This is a genomic window from Cellulophaga sp. BC115SP, assembly GCF_009905545.1.
Classification (GTDB): Bacteria; Bacteroidota; Bacteroidia; order Cytophagales; family Spirosomataceae; genus Flectobacillus; species Flectobacillus rivi.
Window position 1 is genome coordinate 117,922 of sequence record NZ_JAAALB010000015.1, and the last position, 17,322, is coordinate 135,243.

Annotated in this window: 13 protein-coding genes and 1 CRISPR repeat array; of the genes, 6 read left to right on the plus strand and 7 right to left on the minus strand. The window is 37.5% G+C overall.

Features of this window, described 5'->3' with window-relative positions:
* Positions 1-519 precede the first annotated feature (519 nt).
* Positions 520-1,989: a CotH kinase family protein gene (locus tag GVN22_RS13380; RefSeq protein WP_166551529.1), complete on the minus strand. Its 1,470-nt coding sequence runs from the start codon at positions 1,987-1,989 to the stop codon at positions 520-522.
* A 284-nt stretch (positions 1,990-2,273) separates the two neighbouring features.
* Here GVN22_RS13380 and GVN22_RS13385 point away from each other — a divergent pair, with 284 nt between their 5' ends.
* From GVN22_RS13385 to GVN22_RS13400, 4 genes are all read left to right on the plus strand, one after another.
* The gene (locus GVN22_RS13385) at positions 2,274-3,362 is read left to right on the plus strand and encodes a sensor histidine kinase (RefSeq protein WP_166551530.1); all 1,089 of its coding nucleotides are present in this window, start codon (positions 2,274-2,276) and stop codon (positions 3,360-3,362) included.
* Between the two features lie 183 nt (positions 3,363-3,545).
* Entirely contained in the window at positions 3,546-4,295 is a 750-nt protein-coding gene (locus GVN22_RS13390) for a LytTR family DNA-binding domain-containing protein (protein ID WP_166551531.1), read from the plus strand.
* A 17-nt stretch (positions 4,296-4,312) separates the two neighbouring features.
* Positions 4,313-5,335, plus strand: coding sequence for a glycosyltransferase family 2 protein (locus GVN22_RS13395; RefSeq protein ID WP_205690886.1), 1,023 nt, complete (start codon positions 4,313-4,315; stop codon positions 5,333-5,335).
* Positions 5,336-5,478: 143 nt separating this feature from the next.
* On the plus strand, positions 5,479-6,084 hold the full coding sequence (locus tag GVN22_RS13400; protein ID WP_166551532.1) for a YiiX family permuted papain-like enzyme: 606 nt from the start codon (positions 5,479-5,481) through the stop codon (positions 6,082-6,084).
* Positions 6,085-6,147: 63 nt separating this feature from the next.
* Here GVN22_RS13400 and GVN22_RS13405 read toward each other — a convergent pair whose 3' ends face one another.
* The 3 genes from GVN22_RS13405 to GVN22_RS13415 all read right to left on the minus strand — a co-directional run bounded on the left by GVN22_RS13405 (position 6,148) and on the right by GVN22_RS13415 (position 7,922).
* Positions 6,148-7,080, minus strand: coding sequence for an arginase family protein (locus GVN22_RS13405; protein ID WP_166551533.1), 933 nt, complete (start codon positions 7,078-7,080; stop codon positions 6,148-6,150).
* 148 nt (positions 7,081-7,228) lie between these two features.
* On the minus strand, positions 7,229-7,456 hold the full coding sequence (locus tag GVN22_RS13410) for a hypothetical protein (protein ID WP_166551534.1): 228 nt from the start codon (positions 7,454-7,456) through the stop codon (positions 7,229-7,231).
* 157 nt (positions 7,457-7,613) lie between these two features.
* Positions 7,614-7,922, minus strand: coding sequence for a helix-turn-helix domain-containing protein (locus GVN22_RS13415; protein WP_166551535.1), 309 nt, complete (start codon positions 7,920-7,922; stop codon positions 7,614-7,616).
* A gap of 362 nt (positions 7,923-8,284) precedes the next feature.
* Here GVN22_RS13415 and GVN22_RS13420 point away from each other — a divergent pair, with 362 nt between their 5' ends.
* Positions 8,285-9,199, plus strand: coding sequence for a ClpXP adapter SpxH family protein (locus GVN22_RS13420; protein WP_166551536.1), 915 nt, complete (start codon positions 8,285-8,287; stop codon positions 9,197-9,199).
* A gap of 357 nt (positions 9,200-9,556) precedes the next feature.
* Here GVN22_RS13420 and GVN22_RS13425 read toward each other — a convergent pair whose 3' ends face one another.
* From GVN22_RS13425 to GVN22_RS13435, 3 genes are all read right to left on the minus strand, one after another.
* Entirely contained in the window at positions 9,557-10,447 is an 891-nt protein-coding gene (locus GVN22_RS13425) for an AraC family transcriptional regulator (protein WP_166551537.1), read from the minus strand.
* Between the two features lie 94 nt (positions 10,448-10,541).
* A complete protein-coding gene (locus tag GVN22_RS13430; protein WP_166551538.1) occupies positions 10,542-11,555 on the minus strand; it encodes a zinc-binding alcohol dehydrogenase family protein in 1,014 nt (337 codons plus the stop codon).
* A gap of 245 nt (positions 11,556-11,800) precedes the next feature.
* Positions 11,801-12,619, minus strand: coding sequence for an oxidoreductase (locus tag GVN22_RS13435; protein ID WP_166551539.1), 819 nt, complete (start codon positions 12,617-12,619; stop codon positions 11,801-11,803).
* A gap of 182 nt (positions 12,620-12,801) precedes the next feature.
* Between GVN22_RS13435 and GVN22_RS13440 the strand changes: the two genes are divergently transcribed.
* Positions 12,802-14,166, plus strand: a complete 1,365-nt coding sequence (locus GVN22_RS13440; protein WP_166551540.1) for a glycoside hydrolase family 28 protein — start codon at positions 12,802-12,804, stop codon at positions 14,164-14,166.
* Between the two features lie 89 nt (positions 14,167-14,255).
* Positions 14,256-17,281: a CRISPR direct-repeat array (repeat unit 30 nt; unit sequence GTTTCAATTCCTGCATGGTACGATTAAAGG).
* Positions 17,282-17,322: the final 41 nt, after the last annotated feature.

A 17,322-nucleotide genomic window follows, 5' to 3' on the forward strand; every position in this document is an offset into this window, starting at 1 on the left:
TTGCGGCCGCCGCTGCGGTTACTTTTTGTATCAAGACAAAAAGTAAGACGAAGAATTAATCAATAAAATATGTCTTTTGAAAAGTTTAAACAGCTTCAATAATATTCGTGGTATTAGTTTTTTTATCTATCATGACTGACTATTCTAAGAAACTGTTGCCTGCTTATTAAAAAAGATTCTAAATAATATTTATTTTTCTCAAACTATTCTGTGTATGACCAAGGCACTTTATTCAAATATACACAATCTCCGTTGACTATTTATGAACTTCGCTTTCGTTGAAAATACTAGCGTCCATCGAAATCCTTCACAAATCACGGAAGAAATTTTGAGACCACGACTATGGTAATGTTAGTGTGTAGAAATTGCCTTTTTATCTGTCGACTTTAACATTTCTTAACAAGAATTTTATGCAAAAAATGGCGTTTTTTAGTCCAAAAACGCCACTCGTCTACATAAATCCTATAAGTTTCGACAATTGGTAACATCCGTAAAATTTATCAAGTCTTTAGGCTTGGTTTATTTCACTAAAGGCTTTTCTGCCAAAAATTGGTCTATTTCAGTTGCTCTTTTACCAATTTGCTTTTGCAAACTCTGGATTCCTTCTTCAAAGCTTTTCTCATTTGTCAAGTGTGAATAAGGCGCTTTCTCTTTACTAGCAGCCTGTTTTATCAAAAGAGCATACGCTGCAATTTGCTTAGTCAGTTTAGTAGCTTGCCAATCGTTTTTTCTGAAAGCAGCTATTTCTTTCAAATATTTAGCATAATACACAGGGTCCTGAGCGATGTAGGTAATCAAAACAAAATGTTTAGGGCAATCCTTCAACGATAAAGACAAACCTCTATTAGGCATTCTGAAATTTTTAGGAGGCACTGGCATACCTTCAGGTATAGGAAAATTGGGCTTGTCGTTGGTCGAAATTGCTTCATTGTTATCCCAAGGAATCCAGACCAAACCACGATTGGGTGCGTTGTACAAATAAAAATTGTGAGCCATCGCACCATAGGTATCCCAATTAGTCATAGCGGTATTGATAGCCAACCATTTGATAAAGTGATTAGTGTCAAAAGTCTTTTCAAGATTTGTACGCCACAGGGCAGGTGCCTTGATTCTGCTTGAGTCGTTGAGTGCCGATACAAATGCCTGAACATCTTGGAATTTCTTCTCTTTTTTAAAGTTCTTTTTCTCGAATTCTTTCTCCCTGAATCGCTGAAAGGTTGATTCCGGTTTATAAATATTGCCTGTTGAGCTACCAAATTGTGACTGAATCATTGTATCGTCAATCACCTCTACCATGGTGTACACCCCTGCATATTGTACGCCATCGCCATAGTCGAGATATACCTCATAAAAAGCCGTCTGAGCCGTTGGAATACCAGCTTGTCGGTAAATATCGCTTGCTAGTTTTTCACGAATCAGGGAGTTGTCATGAAAAGCGGGAGACATCGATAGTTCATGAAAACCATACAAATCCGATTTCTCATATTTATCAAAATCTAACCTAAAGGGCATTTTATATACTCCCGCTCCCCACGAGCTCATTAAGCTCGAATTACCTTTGAGTCTGAATCCAATACTATTCCATTTTTTTCCCTCAAATTCCACTTGGCAAGCAACGTAACGAGGCTCTTCGGATGTCCCCATAGGAGGAGGCATCATTTCGCCATCACCTCCACGCTGTGGTGGAAATCCTTCTGGTCGTTTGCCATCTTGTGACATCGGTGGAAAACCCTGCTGATTAGGACGTTCACCATTGGGTGGTCCCATACGAGGAAATGGAGATTTGCCAAAATCGGTTTTGAACTTTTCCTTCATGTCTATTTTGATACTATCCCAATCTGCTTTCGAAATAGAAATAGTGATTTTGTTCAGTCGGTTTTGTGAAAAAACCTTGGCGTAATCTGGTGTAGAAGAAACTTGTGCCTCTCCCCATGAAAAGTTGCCCAATACGACCAAAGACAACAACACACCTACAAGTGTTCTTTTCATAATTTATTCAAATTGAAATGTTTAGATAATCAGTTTTTCCTCTGTTAGCATAACTAGACATAGCTACAACAAAGCCATAAACAACTGTTTTTCAAAACTATACAAATATTCTGTGAATAAATTTATAAGGTAATGGATGATAGATATAGAATGTTTATTTGTAGAAAAGTCTAATGCTCGAGCATTTATCTACACAAAGGCATTCTTGATAGACAGTTGGCGTGGTTTTGGAATTTTCTTACGTTAGTTCAACACTTTGTTATAATAGCACATACTTGAAAAGCATGAAAGTATTCGAAAAATATCAGTTAGTATTTCACATTGTTGGTTGGTCGTTGGTATTCTTTTTACCAGTGCTCATGATGCCCAATAGTTTTTATAATCGACCTGAGTTTAGCCGATTTTTTACCGTCCAGTGTTTTAATAATTTGGCATTGATGGCGGCATTTTATATCAATTTACTGGTACTTGTTCCAAAGTTTTTGATGAAAAAAAGGGGCGATATATTCTCTCTTTATATCATTCTGGGATTTGTAATCATATTGGCTCTGCATTGGGTATGGTCGCATTATTTTCTCAAAATGCACGGCTTTGATATGGGTATGCCCAAGATGCCTCCGCCATCGGAATGGAAAAACAGGCCTAATAATATGCCTCGTCCACCGAGAATGTTCTTGCCATTTCCGCAATTGATGAATGCCACCTTGACCTATTTTTTCTCGATTATTTTCAGTACTTCGTTGGCATTATGGCAAGAACGTTTGCGAAACCACGACTTACAACAGCAAATTTTATTAGAAAAAGTTGCCGCCGAATTAGCAGTCTTAAAACTTCAGGTGAGTCCACATTTTTTGTTTAATACGCTTAATAATATTCGTTGGCTAGCACGCAAAAAATCTGAAAATACAGAAGACGCTATTGTGAAACTTTCACAACTTTTAAGATACATGTTGTACCAGTCTGAGAGTGACAAAGTGCCTCTCACTCAGGAACTAGACTATCTCCAAAATTATATTGAATTACAGAAAATGCGTATCTCGGGTAAAAACTCAGCCGAGTTTTCGTACGAAGGACCTATACATTTGTATTCGATTGAACCACTGCTATTTATACCGTTGGTCGAAAATGCTTTCAAATACGGGCTGCACAGTATAGAAGAATCACATATTTTGATTAAACTTTCTGTAGAAAATGACACTCTAAGATTTATTACCGAAAACCGCAATTTTGACCATAATTTTAAGGAAGAAGACAAGACGGGTATAGGTTTGCAGAATGTAAAAAAACGCTTGGCTTTACATTATCCTGAAAAACATGAGTTAAAAATAACAGAAAACGGTCTTTTCATCGTTGAAGTATATATACAGTTATAATTATCCTCAACCCGAGTGATTCCCAAAACGAAGCGATTTAGTTTGCTTTTTAACCAATAATTAAACACGACTACCTACCAAGATAAGGTTATCTTCGGCACTCTCTCCTATTTGTAATCTAATATACGAATCCCTTTATTCTTATTTGTAATCGCTCAAAATCCATCAACCTTTATGAATTTTATGAAACCATCAACTCAATCTGACTATCCCACTAAACTAAAATGTATCGCAGTAGATGACGAGCCATTTGCATTAGAAATGATTGCCGACGATATTCAAAAAGTCCCTTATTTGGAGCTTGTGAATACTTTCTCTAGTCCATTTGAGGCTTGGGAATTGATTAATTCGGGGCAAATAGATTTGGTCTTTTTAGATATTCAAATGCCTACACTAACGGGTACGCAATTTTTACGAAGCTTGATTCAGCCTCCCATGGTCATTTTTACCACGGCATATCAGCAATATGCCATGGAAGGATATGACCTCAATGTGATTGATTATTTGCTCAAACCAATTCCGTTTGACAGATTTTTGAGAGCCACCAACAAAGCGTATGAACTATACACGTTACGTCACAAAGAAGTCGCCGAAACTACTGCTCCTGAAGTAGACTATGTCGTAATTAATGCTGATTATAAGAAGATTAAGCTATTTTACCAAGATATTTTATTTGTAGAAGGACTTAAAGACTATGTAAAAATCTTTACGGTAAATGACAACAAACCTATCCTTACTCGTTCAAACTTGAAGGCTATGGAAGGAAAGCTTCCTGCTCAGTTTTTTTGTAGAGTACACAATTCATACATTGTTTCTTTACAAAAAATTACAGCTTTTCAAAAATCTAAAATAGAGATTGGTCGTGTGGAAGTTCCAGTAGGAAGTAGGTTTTTACCAGCATTTGAAGAAATTTATCAGGGGCAACTTCGATAGTTTGATACTCATTTTTAATGAGTTGGTCGATAAATCCAGATAATTCGTCACAAAGTGAGGAAGTTCGGACAACGTTATGGGTGGGTTTTATGTCTAAGTTTTTGAGTAATCAAAGTTTTACCGCCCAACTCCTAATTGTCATGAGCTTTATCAATACCTTACAAGAAAGAAACCACCCTGAAGTGGATACCAAGAAGCAGTTCTCTATTTTAATTCCTTCTTGGAACAACTTACCTTATTTAAAGCTTTGTATTGAAAGTATCAGGAAAAACTCGCTGTTCAATCACCAAATCATCGTTCACGTCAATGAAGGCAAAGACGGAACGTTGGACTGGGTTCGTGAACAATCAGATATTGACTATACTTACAGTGCAAATAATATAGGTATTTGTTACGCTCTGAACTATGCTGCCCAACAGGCAACCACCGATTATATTTTATACATGAACGACGATATGTATGTGTGTCCAGACTGGGATAAAGCGATTTCGGAAGAAATCAAAGCCATCGGACACCCCTATTTTTTCTTGTCGGCAACCATGATTGAGCCTTACAATACCAATAATAATTGTGTGATTCATCATGATTATGGGACAGATTTAAAGTCGTTTAATGAAGCAAAACTTTTAAAAGAGTACCAAACTTTCAAAAAGCCAGATTGGACTGGTGCTACTTGGCCTCCCAATATTGTACACCGTGACATTTGGAATGCAGTTGGCGGATACAGCGTTGAGTTTCATCCTGGTATGTATTCTGACCCTGATTTTTCGATGAAGCTCTGGAAAATGGGCATTCGATTATTCAAGGGCGTTGGCGAAAGTAAAGTATATCATTTCTCTGGTCGCTCGACAGGACGAGTAAAGAAAAACAAAGGGTATTTTACTTTTATCCAAAAATGGGGAATGACATCTGGATATGTTATGACGCATTTTTTACATAAAGGAGAAGAATTTCACGGCATGCTCACCGAACCAGTCGATAATGCTGCCGCAAAGGTTAAGAACTTATTCAAGCGTGTTTCTGCAAGTTTGCATGCTTAATGGTCTGTAAAGGTTCATTATAAGAATAGAATATCAAAAGTCTTTTGCTGTCAACAAAAGACTTTTACCTATATTACGTTATATAACAAAGCCGAGTAATGTAAGTTCCTCGGCTTTTTGTATTTATTTAACCTCCATCTACTATGAAATCAATCTTATGCTTCGCCCTATTTTTTGTATTGGAAAGCTGTCATTCCTCTACAAAAGCCTATAAAAATGGGGATATTATTTTTCAAATTTCTCTTTCGGCTCAAAGCAAAGCTATTCAGCTAGCTACACAATCACAGTATTCGCATTGTGGTATTATTTATCAAAAAGGCAAAGAGTATTTTGTATTTGAAGCGGTACAACCTGTCAAGCTTACTCCTCTCAAAGAATGGATTGCAAGAGGAAAGAACCAACACTATGTAATTAAAAGGCTCAAAAATGCACAAAGCATTCTTACGCCAAAAGTATTAGTCTCGATGCAAAAAGAGGGTGAAAAATTTCGTGGTAAAAAGTATGATATCTACTTTGGATGGGACGATCAGCGTATTTACTGCTCCGAACTTGTTTGGAAAATATATAAGCGAGGTGCCAATATCGAAATTGGAAAACTTCAAAGATTAAGGGATTTTGACATAGATCATAAAGTTGTCAGAAAAAAATTGAAAGAAAGGTATGGAGAACGAATCCCTTTGAGCGAAAAAGTTATTTCTCCAGCGAGCATTTTTGAAGATTCACAGCTTATTGAGGTAGAACGAAATTAAAAATAGGTGTAGGGTCCAAGTTAACTAATAGTATAGTAGAGAAGTTTAGAGGTTAAACTAAGATCAAAATCTCATTATTTCATCGTGGTCTTTTACCTCTCTGAAAATGGGACTTAAGATTTTTACAAGATTATCAATCAGTCTTTGGGCATATATGCCATAAGGGTCAAGGGTTGGGTCTAATATGGTCAGTTGTATGCCTGCTACCTTCGGATGCGCCATCAAGGGTATCAAAAGTTCTCGAAGCTCATCGTATGACATTCCTCCCTGTTGGGGGCTATCTACAGCTGGCATTACTTTATGATCTAATACATCGACATCGAGATGAATCCAGAAACCATCCCATTTTTTTGCTTCTATATGCATAAAAAATAGAGATAGTAGGGTATCTATTCCCATCTCACGGAGGTGTGACAACGGCACATATTCAATCTGCGAAGATTGTATGAGACCCACGTATTCGGGGTACCAATACCTATTACCTATACACCAAACATTTTCTTCTTCAAAGTAGGGTTCTAACTGATGAATATTGGTTAGCTTATGATGACCATGTCCCGTCACAATGGCCAAGTCCATCCCAGCAGCACCGCCAGTTTGTGACATAGAAGGCAACACAAAATCTGTGTGACCATCCAGATACATCAAACCATAATTTCCTAATTCTTTCAATGCCAAGGCATTGCCTATCAAAATACTACAATCACCTCCAATTACAACAGGAAATGAATCTGTTGCCAAGACTCTTTTAAGTTCCTGTGCTTGTGCTTTGGCGTACTCAACTATCTTGTAGGCATTGAGCACACCCGAAGCTTCATCAAGCTGCGAGCTATATGGAGGAGCCGCCAAATGGATTATCTGAGCAGGGTTCAGTTTATCGTACAAACCATGCTTTTTCAAATGCTGAGGCAGTTTACTTACACCTGGCTCTTTTCCTTGGGCAGACTCTTTCAAACCCAAATTAGAGGGTGATTCAATGATAATAAGGGGTTTCATAAGCCTTATATCGTTTTATATGGAACAAAGTAATCAAATCTGTTGAGCTTTGAACAGAACAATAGTAGCAAACCGACCTTAAGTAAAACCTTAACACAGCACTGAGACTGTTATCGGCGAAATTAAATTATTGTTAGTCAAATAATCACTATTCAATCCATTCACAGAAATAGCCCCAAGAATGTAAATGCTTGGGTATGGCTTCTATTTCTAAGTGAGGACTATCAACTCTCAAAATCCTATCACAATCCTCTAAATCGAAATTGAACTTATCATTCGGAAATACTTCATGCAAAAGCTGAAGCAATTTGGCGGCGGTCTTCGGACAACTAACCTCTGTCCGAAATATTTCTACTTGGTTTAGAGCAGTCGACATAATCACGTTTTTTATTTTTTACGTAAAAATATAGACAAATAAATTATTTTGCGAGGTTATTTATGACAAAAGTAATGGTTTTTTACGACAATCAAACAATTTGAACACTTTTTTTATTCAAAAACTAAAAATATTTATCTGCAAATAGTAGGCAAGGCTATTTTACGATTCCTTCAAGTTGCTGGAAGATAGGCACGAGGGATTGTCCTCTTTCGGAAAGATTGTATTCGATATGGAGTGGCTTTTCGCTGATGATAACTTTGTGTAGGATACCTTCAGATTCTAATTCTTTGAGGGCAGTTGCTAACGATTGCTTGTTGGCACCTTCTATTTCTCTCAATAATGTATTGAAACGAATAGGGCCATTGACCGCAAAACGGAAAATTTGAGGCTTCCATTTTCCTGACAATGTCTTTAATAATCCTTCGGCAGGACAAGTGTTTTCGGCTTGGTTTTTGGTAGTCATGTTTTTTTGACCTCTTGTTTATAAAAAAATTGGTGCCCAAATTTACTGATAATTACTCGTAGGAGTATATGATATTTGTTAATAAACAAAATGGTAACTAATGTTTGGCGTAGTTTATTGTTCGAATAAGTAGAATGTTGTAATGAGTCATAACGAGTTTTTTTGCAAAAATAATAACGACCAAACTTCAAGAATTTCGTGTATTTAATACTAAAAGCAATATCCTAAGCTAAAAACCAATTTCTTTTTGTAGTACAATTTTACCCTATTATTAAATGAACTCTCTCTTTAAAAACTTAATAATTATTGCCTTGTTAAACAGCCTTGGTGGATATACTAGCCAAGCACAAAAGAAAAATTCTATGAAAGATTCTAAATCGAATCCACTTCTGTGCGATCCCGAAACAGGAGTTTGTGAGATTGATACTTCGTCTACAACTAGTGATTTTGACTATCAATTCCAGCAAAAAAAGTTAATTAAGATTATCTATTTCACTGACCCAATTTGTTCATCTTGCTGGGGTATCGAGCCCCAACTGCGTAAGCTAAAGCTTGAATATGGTAAGTATGTCGAAATTGAATATCGAATGGGAGGGCTTTTGCCCGATTGGAGTTATAACAGCGGTGGTATCAGTAAGCCTTCTGATGTGGCGCATCACTGGGACGAGGTAAGTGCTTACTACGATATGCCAATAGATGGTGATGTTTGGTTGGAAAATCCTCTTGCTTCTTCGTATCCTCCGTCTATTGCATTCAAAGCAGCTCAGTTACAAGATGAAGCCAAAGCGCAAAAGTTTATGAGAAGAATGCGTGAAATGGTTTTTCTGGAAAAGAAAAACATTGCAGACTGGAATCAAATTAAGGCAGCAGCCATCGAGGTTGGTTTGGATGCAGACAAAATTCAGCAAGATTATGCAGGGAAAGCAACAGAGCTTTTCAAAGAGGATTTGATGTTGGCAAGAAAAATGGGTGTAAGAGGTTTTCCTACCCTGTATGTCAATAATAGCCTCAATAATACTCAAGTCATATACGGTTTTAGACCTTATGCTTTATTCGAAACAACGCTTAGAAGTTTGGCACCAGCAGCTTTTAAAGATAGTTACGATTCTTCGTGGGAAGGCTTATTTGCCAAATACCCAACGCTGACAGCTAGGGAGTTTACTGAATTGAGCGGCAAATCTCGTCAAGAAAGTGAATCGTTACTAAAGCAGTTAACGCAAGAAGGGAAACTTAAGCAGCATACTACCAAAAATGGAAGTATCTGGAAAGTGAAATAAGTATTAAGGCTGAATATAAAGCAGTAAAAGCGCCGAAAGTGCGACAGACTATCTTGAAGTCTGTCGCACCTACGGCGCTCTTTTAATAGCTCAGAAAATTGATTTAGGACCACCAAATTGTCGCTCCCACAGAGCTAAAGGAAAAATCAACTTCGGAAAAATTTATATATTTGAATAAATAGATTATCACCGCTTTAGGTTAAAGTTAGCAATATGACTAGTTATTGACCAACGATTCCCATTAGCGGGTGAATTTATTCACCTGTAAAAAGGTCAGACAGCTTCTAGTTCCGTAAAAACAACAGAAAACATACACGTCAGAGCACTGTTGTATCTACAGAACATTGATTAAACGCTCTATCCTTTCAAGCGAAACTCTACTGGAGTAAGCCCTACCTCTTTTTTGAATAATCTGGAAAAATAAGGAGGGTTTTCAAAACCTAGCTGATAGGCTGTTTCGGCAACGGTTTTGTCAGTACCTAGTAACAGGTTTTTGGCTTCATCAATCAAGAAAATATGGATATGTTCTAGCGCCGTTTTTCCAGTTTCTTGCTTTAATAAATCACTTAAATAACGAGCAGAAGTATGAAGTTCACTAGCAATGGCATGAACAGACGGTAAACCAAATTGTTGTACTTTACCACTTTCGAAGTACATTCTTAATATTTTCTGAAACCTCGAAACTGTTCCTCCTGACAATTGAGTACGATTGATAAATTGCCTTTTGTAAAAACGCTGCGCATATTTAAGAATCGAATCAAGATGAGCTAAGATAATATCTTTGCTAAATTCGTCTTGGTTATTTCGATATTCAACGCCAATTTTTTCATACAATTCCCACATAATCAACTCCTCACTTGGCGAAAGGTGTAAAGCCTCGTTGATTTCATAATCGAAATAGCCATACTTTTTGATTTCATCGTGCATAGGATGCCCCAGCAAATAATCTTCATGGACATAAATCACAAAGGCTTTTTCGGAAAGTTCAACATTATTGATTTCTAAAACCTGTCGTGGCTTCACAAAAGACATAGACCCATTATCGTGGTCATATTTGGTTTTGCCATACAAAAAAGTACCCGATTTGATTTTTTTGAGCGCTATCATGTAAAAATCAGCCGTAAACTTACTATTGCCCCATGAGCATGTCGAAAGCTCCTGGCAAGTCAGCAAGCTTATCATAGGATGCTCAGGAAGCGGATAACCACTACGCTCATGCAACTCGGTGATAGTTTTGTAATGTTCCATAATGTTTTGACTTTACCAAGAAATATATCTTGTAAAATATTGATAATGAGACTAAGTCTTGAATTAGTGGATTAAAGTATTCCACAATACCACACTAATATTTAACCACCAATTTCCCGATAGTAGTTCCCGACTCTAATTGGGCATGTGCCTTTTTGAAGGTTTCAGCGCTTAGTCCTGTAAGAGTACTTTGATGTGTCGAAATCAAGGTTCCCTCCTCTAACAAAGCGGAAACTCTATTCAAAATATGATGTTGTTCGATCATATCTTCGGTCTGGAAAGATGAGCGAGTGTACATAAACTCCCAAGAAAAAGTCACGCTTTTCGTTTTGAGTTTATTGATCAAAATGGGCGTACCACTTCCTGTAATGGAATTGATATGTCCTTGTGGTTTGATGAGTTCGACAACAGCATCCCAATATCCATTGATATCGACTGCATCATAAATAAAATCAACAAAATGAAAACCTGCTTGACGCACCTCATTGACCAAATCTTTGTGATTTACAACCACATCGGCACCCATTTTTTTACACCATGCTATTGTTTCAGGTCTCGACGCCGTAGCAATTACGGTTAGACCTAATAATTTTTTAGCAAGCTGAATTGCAATAGAACCAACACCTCCAGCACCACCAATAATCAAAAGAGTTTTACCCTTATCTTTTTCTGAACTTAAACGCATACGGTCAAACAAGGTTTCCCAAGCCGTAAGAGCAGTTAATGGTATGGCAGCCGAAGCTTCAATCGAAAGAGAGGTAGGTTTCTTACCAACAATTCTTTCGTCAACCAACTGATATTCAGCGTTACTTCCAGCACGAGTGATATCTCCTGCATAAAAAACCTCGTCTCCAACTTTGAATAAAGATACCTCCTCTCCTACAGCTTCGACGATACCGACAGCATCCCAACCGATAATTTTGGGATTCTCTAAAACAGTATCTTTTGCCGCATTTTGACGGATTTTTGTATCTACAGGATTTACAGACACGGCTTGAATTTTCACCAACAAGTCTCGTCCTGACGGATTAGGTGTTGGCGTTTCAAACTCAATAAAACTTTCTTGAGACGATATAGGCAATGAGGTTTTGAATCCGATGGCTTTCATTTTTGATGATTTTTATAAAAAAATAGAGAAAATAAGAATCGTATTAAACATTGAAACAAAATTACATACAAGCTATTTAAACTTGGTACTCTTAAGTTAGTGGGCAAAGTTAATTTTACCCACTTTAAGCTCTAGACTTTATGCCGTAGGCTATTTTTCATAAAATAATAGAAGCTTTTGGCTTGCCTAATGCCTACGGCGTACAGCCTATTGCGAAATATTGTAATTTTATTCAGCACTAAAGCCTAATGTCCGTGAGCTTTGGCACTAATTTCTTTATTTTCTTCCCAAGAAGCAAGTCGCTGCTCGTACACAGATTTTACAATTGGATAGCCCACTTTTCCTAAAATCAATCTTAAAGGAGGTTCAGGCGAAGCAATCAAGTTGAGTACAGGCTCAACAGTCGCTTCGGGCTTGCCATAACTATCGGGAGTACTGCCATTTCTGAAAGCCGTTTTTAAGGCGTCATAAGCTGGGATTTCCTGTGTTTGTGCGGCAGAAGCTCCCGCCCAATCCGTTGAAAAACCATTAGGTTCAATCAAAGTAACATGAATTCCAAAGGCTTTTACTTCTGTAGCTAACGTTTCGCTTAAGCCTTCAACCGCAAATTTTGATGCATTATACAAACCAAGCGTTGGTAAAGTGAATAAACCTAAAACACTCGAAACCTGAATAATATGTCCCGACTGTTGGGCACGCATATAAGGCAATACCGCCTGAGTAACCCATAATAGTCCAAAGAAATTCACCTCCATTTGTTGGCGAGCTTCAGCTTCAGTCGTTTCTTCGACAGCCCCAAAAAGACCATATCCCGCATTGTTGATAAGGACGTCGATACGACCAAAATGTTCGTTTGCTTTTGCAACTGTATCCAATACCTGTTCACGATTGATGACATCTAAAGGCAAAGGTAAAATTTGCGAACCGAAAGACTCCACCAAGTCATTCAAATCCTGTGTATTGCGTGCTGTAGCTACTATTTTATGACCTTGTTCTAAAAGAGCCTTTGCCCAAATTTTCCCGAATCCACGAGAAGCGCCTGTAATAAGAATTACTTTTGACATGAGAATAATTGTTTAGTTTGATAGGACAAAATTACAAGGTGAAGTTATGCTAAGGCTTATACAGAATTCCGAAGATATGATACATTTTTACGTAGCATCCTGAATCAGCGGTAGAACACTATGCAACAGGACGCTTGCCTACTCAGGAGATATTATTTTCGTCCAAAATAAATCCCAATGATATGACATTCCTAAAAAACACGATTGTATTCTTGATGATATTCCTTTTTTGTAGTTTCAAAAAAGACAATCCAATTACCTTTACGACCACAACTATCAAAGCACCCTTTGGTACAGTTAAGGTAACGGCACCAAATTTTAGTAAATCTCACAAATTATCCATTATCGATTTTGGTGCTGAAAAAGGAAATCAAGAAAAAACAACTCTAGCTATTTCAAAAGCCATCACAAAAGCAAATAAATTAGGAGGAGGCACGGTTGTAGTACCTGCTGGAGAGTGGTTAACTGGTAAAATTCATTTGAAGAGCAATGTTAATTTACATCTTGAAAAAGGGGCAACACTTTTATTTTCGGGTAATCCAACAGATTATTTACCAGCAGTACACAGCACTTGGGAAGGCATGGAATGTTATAACTATTCGCCTCTAATTTATGCCTATCAGTGCAAAAACGTAGCAATTACAGGAGAAGGGGAAGTAAAAGCACAAATGGATATATGGAAAATTTGGTTTGCAAGACCAAAGCCACACATGGAAAGCATCAAGCGTTTGTATCTACAAGGAATCAGCTATACCCCTGTTATTCAGCGCCAAATGGTAAACGACACCGCACATTTACGACCACAATTTATACAATTTAATCGTTGCGAGAATGTATTACTCGAAGGCATTTCGATTCAGAATAGCCCTTTTTGGACCATACATCCATACCTATGTAAAAATGTAAGTATTCGTAAAGTAAATGTGTATGCCCATGGACACAACAACGATGGCGTAGACCCCGAAATGAGTCAAAATGTATTGATAGAAAACTGTGTATTTGATCAAGGCGACGACGCCATAGCCATCAAATCTGGACGAAATCCAGAAGGATGGAGATTAAAAACACCCTCAAAGAATATCATTATTAGAAATTGTTTAGTCAAAAATGGACATCAACTAGTAGCCATAGGAAGTGAGTTATCGGGAGGCATCGAAAATGTTTGGATACAAAACTGTGAGGTGGTAGACGGTGCGAAGCTCTTTCATTTGTTATTTATCAAAACCAATGAAAGAATGGGCGGTTATGTTGATCATATTTATGTTGAAAACGTAAAGTCAGGAAAAATTGATCAAGGTATTTTAGGAATTGAAACCGACGTATTATATCAGTGGAGGAATCTAGTACAGACTTTTGAAAAAAGGCTTACTCCTATCAAAAATGTATTTCTGGATAACGTACAAGCAACAGAGGTGAAATTTATTTCGAGAATCCTAGGACAAAAAGAATTACCAATCGAGAATGTCCGACTCAAATCGGTAAAAGCTACCAAAGTTATCGACCAGCCATCTATTCATGAAAATGTAACAAATTTCAAATCCGAATAAAGCATCAAATCCCCGCAAACGACCAGAGAAAACAAAGTTTGCGGGGATTTTCTTTTCATTCTAAAGAGGTACAATTCTGTGTAAACTTCTTTTCAATTCCTGTATGGTACGATTAAAGGTTCATATATTTTAATTCCATTTTTAAAGCTCTGTTATGTTTCAATTCCTGCATGGTACGATTAAAGGCATCTAATATCTTGTTCCAAATAGACCTAACTACTGTTTCAATTCCTGCATGGTACGATTAAAGGTGGGTTTGATAGCGACAAAGAGGCAAGAAAAGCAAGTTTCAATTCCTACATGGTACGATTAAAGGACCAGATTGCCAATACACCAGTATCAAGTTACTACTGTTTCAATTCCTACATGGTACGATTAAAGGTTACCTGCTCAATTACAGACATTTTGCAGGCAATGTTTCAATTCCTACATGGTACGATTAAAGGAAACTTACGACTATAAAAAATAGGCTAATCAGAACTGTTTCAATTCCTACATGGTACGATTAAAGGCGAGGCAAGCGCTTAGGAAGAAGCTGGAAACACTTCTTGTTTCAATTCCTGCATGGTACGATTAAAGGCTAAAACTAGCCCTAGCCGAAACGGTAGGAGGCTTGTTTCAATTCCTGCATGGTACGATTAAAGGACAGAAAAAGGCACTTCACGATACTATGAGCTAGAGCTGTTTCAATTCCTGCATGGTACGATTAAAGGTTGTTGATTGCTTGCAGAAGCTCCTGCTCCTTCAGACGTTTCAATTCCTGCATGGTACGATTAAAGGCAAGCCAACGCCAAAACCCAACGAAAAGCAAGACAGTTTCAATTCCTGCATGGTACGATTAAAGGTCCCGATTTGTTTTGCGATTGCATCGGACACCGACAAAGTTTCAATTCCTGCATGGTACGATTAAAGGCCAAAGCCTAAAAAATCGTTTGTCATGATTAATATGGTTTCAATTCCTGCATGGTACGATTAAAGGTATCTTCGTCATAGGTAGTAATCCAATCAGAGATAAGGTTTCAATTCCTGCATGGTACGATTAAAGGTATTATTGTAGATAATGTAGCAACAATTTTAGTCATGTTTCAATTCCTGCATGGTACGATTAAAGGTAACACTGTCTTGTTTAGCGACTGAATTACTACTGTCGTTTCAATTCCTGCATGGTACGATTAAAGGAGTCATGGTAAACTTTGTCTTTAATCATATTATTGTTTCAATTCCTGCATGGTACGATTAAAGGACGTATCATGATTCAGACTGAAGGAACACTAAGCATTTTGTTTCAATTCCTGCATGGTACGATTAAAGGAAGTTTTTGCTTAGCCATGTTGTTCTAATATGTTTTGTTTCAATTCCTGCATGGTACGATTAAAGGCGTCAACGTTTTTCGAAAACACAGGGCGAACAATGTTTCAATTCCTGCATGGTACGATTAAAGGTTTTTGAAGTCCATTTACCAATTGCTCATCGGTAAAGTTTCAATTCCTGCATGGTACGATTAAAGGTAATTGTTCCGATGCTTTTTTGATTGCCTCCTCTATGTTTCAATTCCTGCATGGTACGATTAAAGGCCGCAATCTTTTGTTCTTTCAGCGATTTGAATATTTAGTTTCAATTCCTGCATGGTACGATTAAAGGACATGCCACCGCTCGACTTATTGTAAGACAGTTGACCTGGTTTCAATTCCTGCATGGTACGATTAAAGGTTAAAGACACCGAAAATGCCCTCGAATGCGAGGCTATGTTTCAATTCCTGCATGGTACGATTAAAGGACCAAGATGCCAATTTCGGTTAAAATAGGCATTTGCAAGTTTCAATTCCTGCATGGTACGATTAAAGGAATATATCCAAACATCGATGGATTCGGAAATTTGCTGTTTCAATTCCTGCATGGTACGATTAAAGGTCCCACTAAGAGTACTATCTATTTGCCTAGCCTGATTCGTTTCAATTCCTGCATGGTACGATTAAAGGAAAATCAGATGCAGCCTAGTTTTCACCTTGAGGTTGAGTTTCAATTCCTGCATGGTACGATTAAAGGTCAGTCGGTGCGGGCACTTACTACCCTGTATTTTTGTTTCAATTCCTGCATGGTACGATTAAAGGTTTATTGTTCAAATTATTCATAGCTTGATTTTTATAAGTTTCAATTCCTGCATGGTACGATTAAAGGTTATTGTTCAAATTATTCATAGCTTGATTTTTATAAGTTTCAATTCCTGCATGGTACGATTAAAGGGTATTGTTCAAATTATTCATAGCTTGATTTTTATAAGTTTCAATTCCTGCATGGTACGATTAAAGGGTAGGAATGTCTAATGGCTCTTTTGCTAGTCAACTCAGTTTCAATTCCTGCATGGTACGATTAAAGGAAAACTTTGTTGGCGGTAATATTCCAGCGCCAAATGAGTTTCAATTCCTGCATGGTACGATTAAAGGACAAAAGATGATTGTCGCTGGGATTCTGACCTTACATCGTTTCAATTCCTGCATGGTACGATTAAAGGAGCTTAGTGATAAATTGTTAGTTTGATAAAATGCCTTGTTTCAATTCCTGCATGGTACGATTAAAGGGTGGACAACTCGCAATGGTACACCCCAACGAATTTGTGAGTTTCAATTCCTGCATGGTACGATTAAAGGTAGATATATATCTCCTCGATGCTTTCGATGCACCTTTGTTTCAATTCCTGCATGGTACGATTAAAGGAATCCCCCATCGTACGACTGCTCAGTATTCCATTGCGTTTCAATTCCTGCATGGTACGATTAAAGGTTGTGCATTGTCAAAAAGGGTAATGTATGCCTTTCGAGGTTTCAATTCCTGCATGGTACGATTAAAGGAGCACATCGTATTTTAGGCTGTAAGCATTACAACTATGTTTCAATTCCTGCATGGTACGATTAAAGGTGTATCACTTAGTGCCATACTTCTCGACACCGTCCAGTTTCAATTCCTGCATGGTACGATTAAAGGAATAGCCTGTACCTGCTTAATTTTGGCATGGGTAAAAAGTTTCAATTCCTGCATGGTACGATTAAAGGAGACTAGAGGTAGAACTAAAAGTAACGCAAAAATAGTTTCAATTCCTGCATGGTACGATTAAAGGTAGATGGTTCATGTGGGATTAAAATATTATCGTATGAGTTT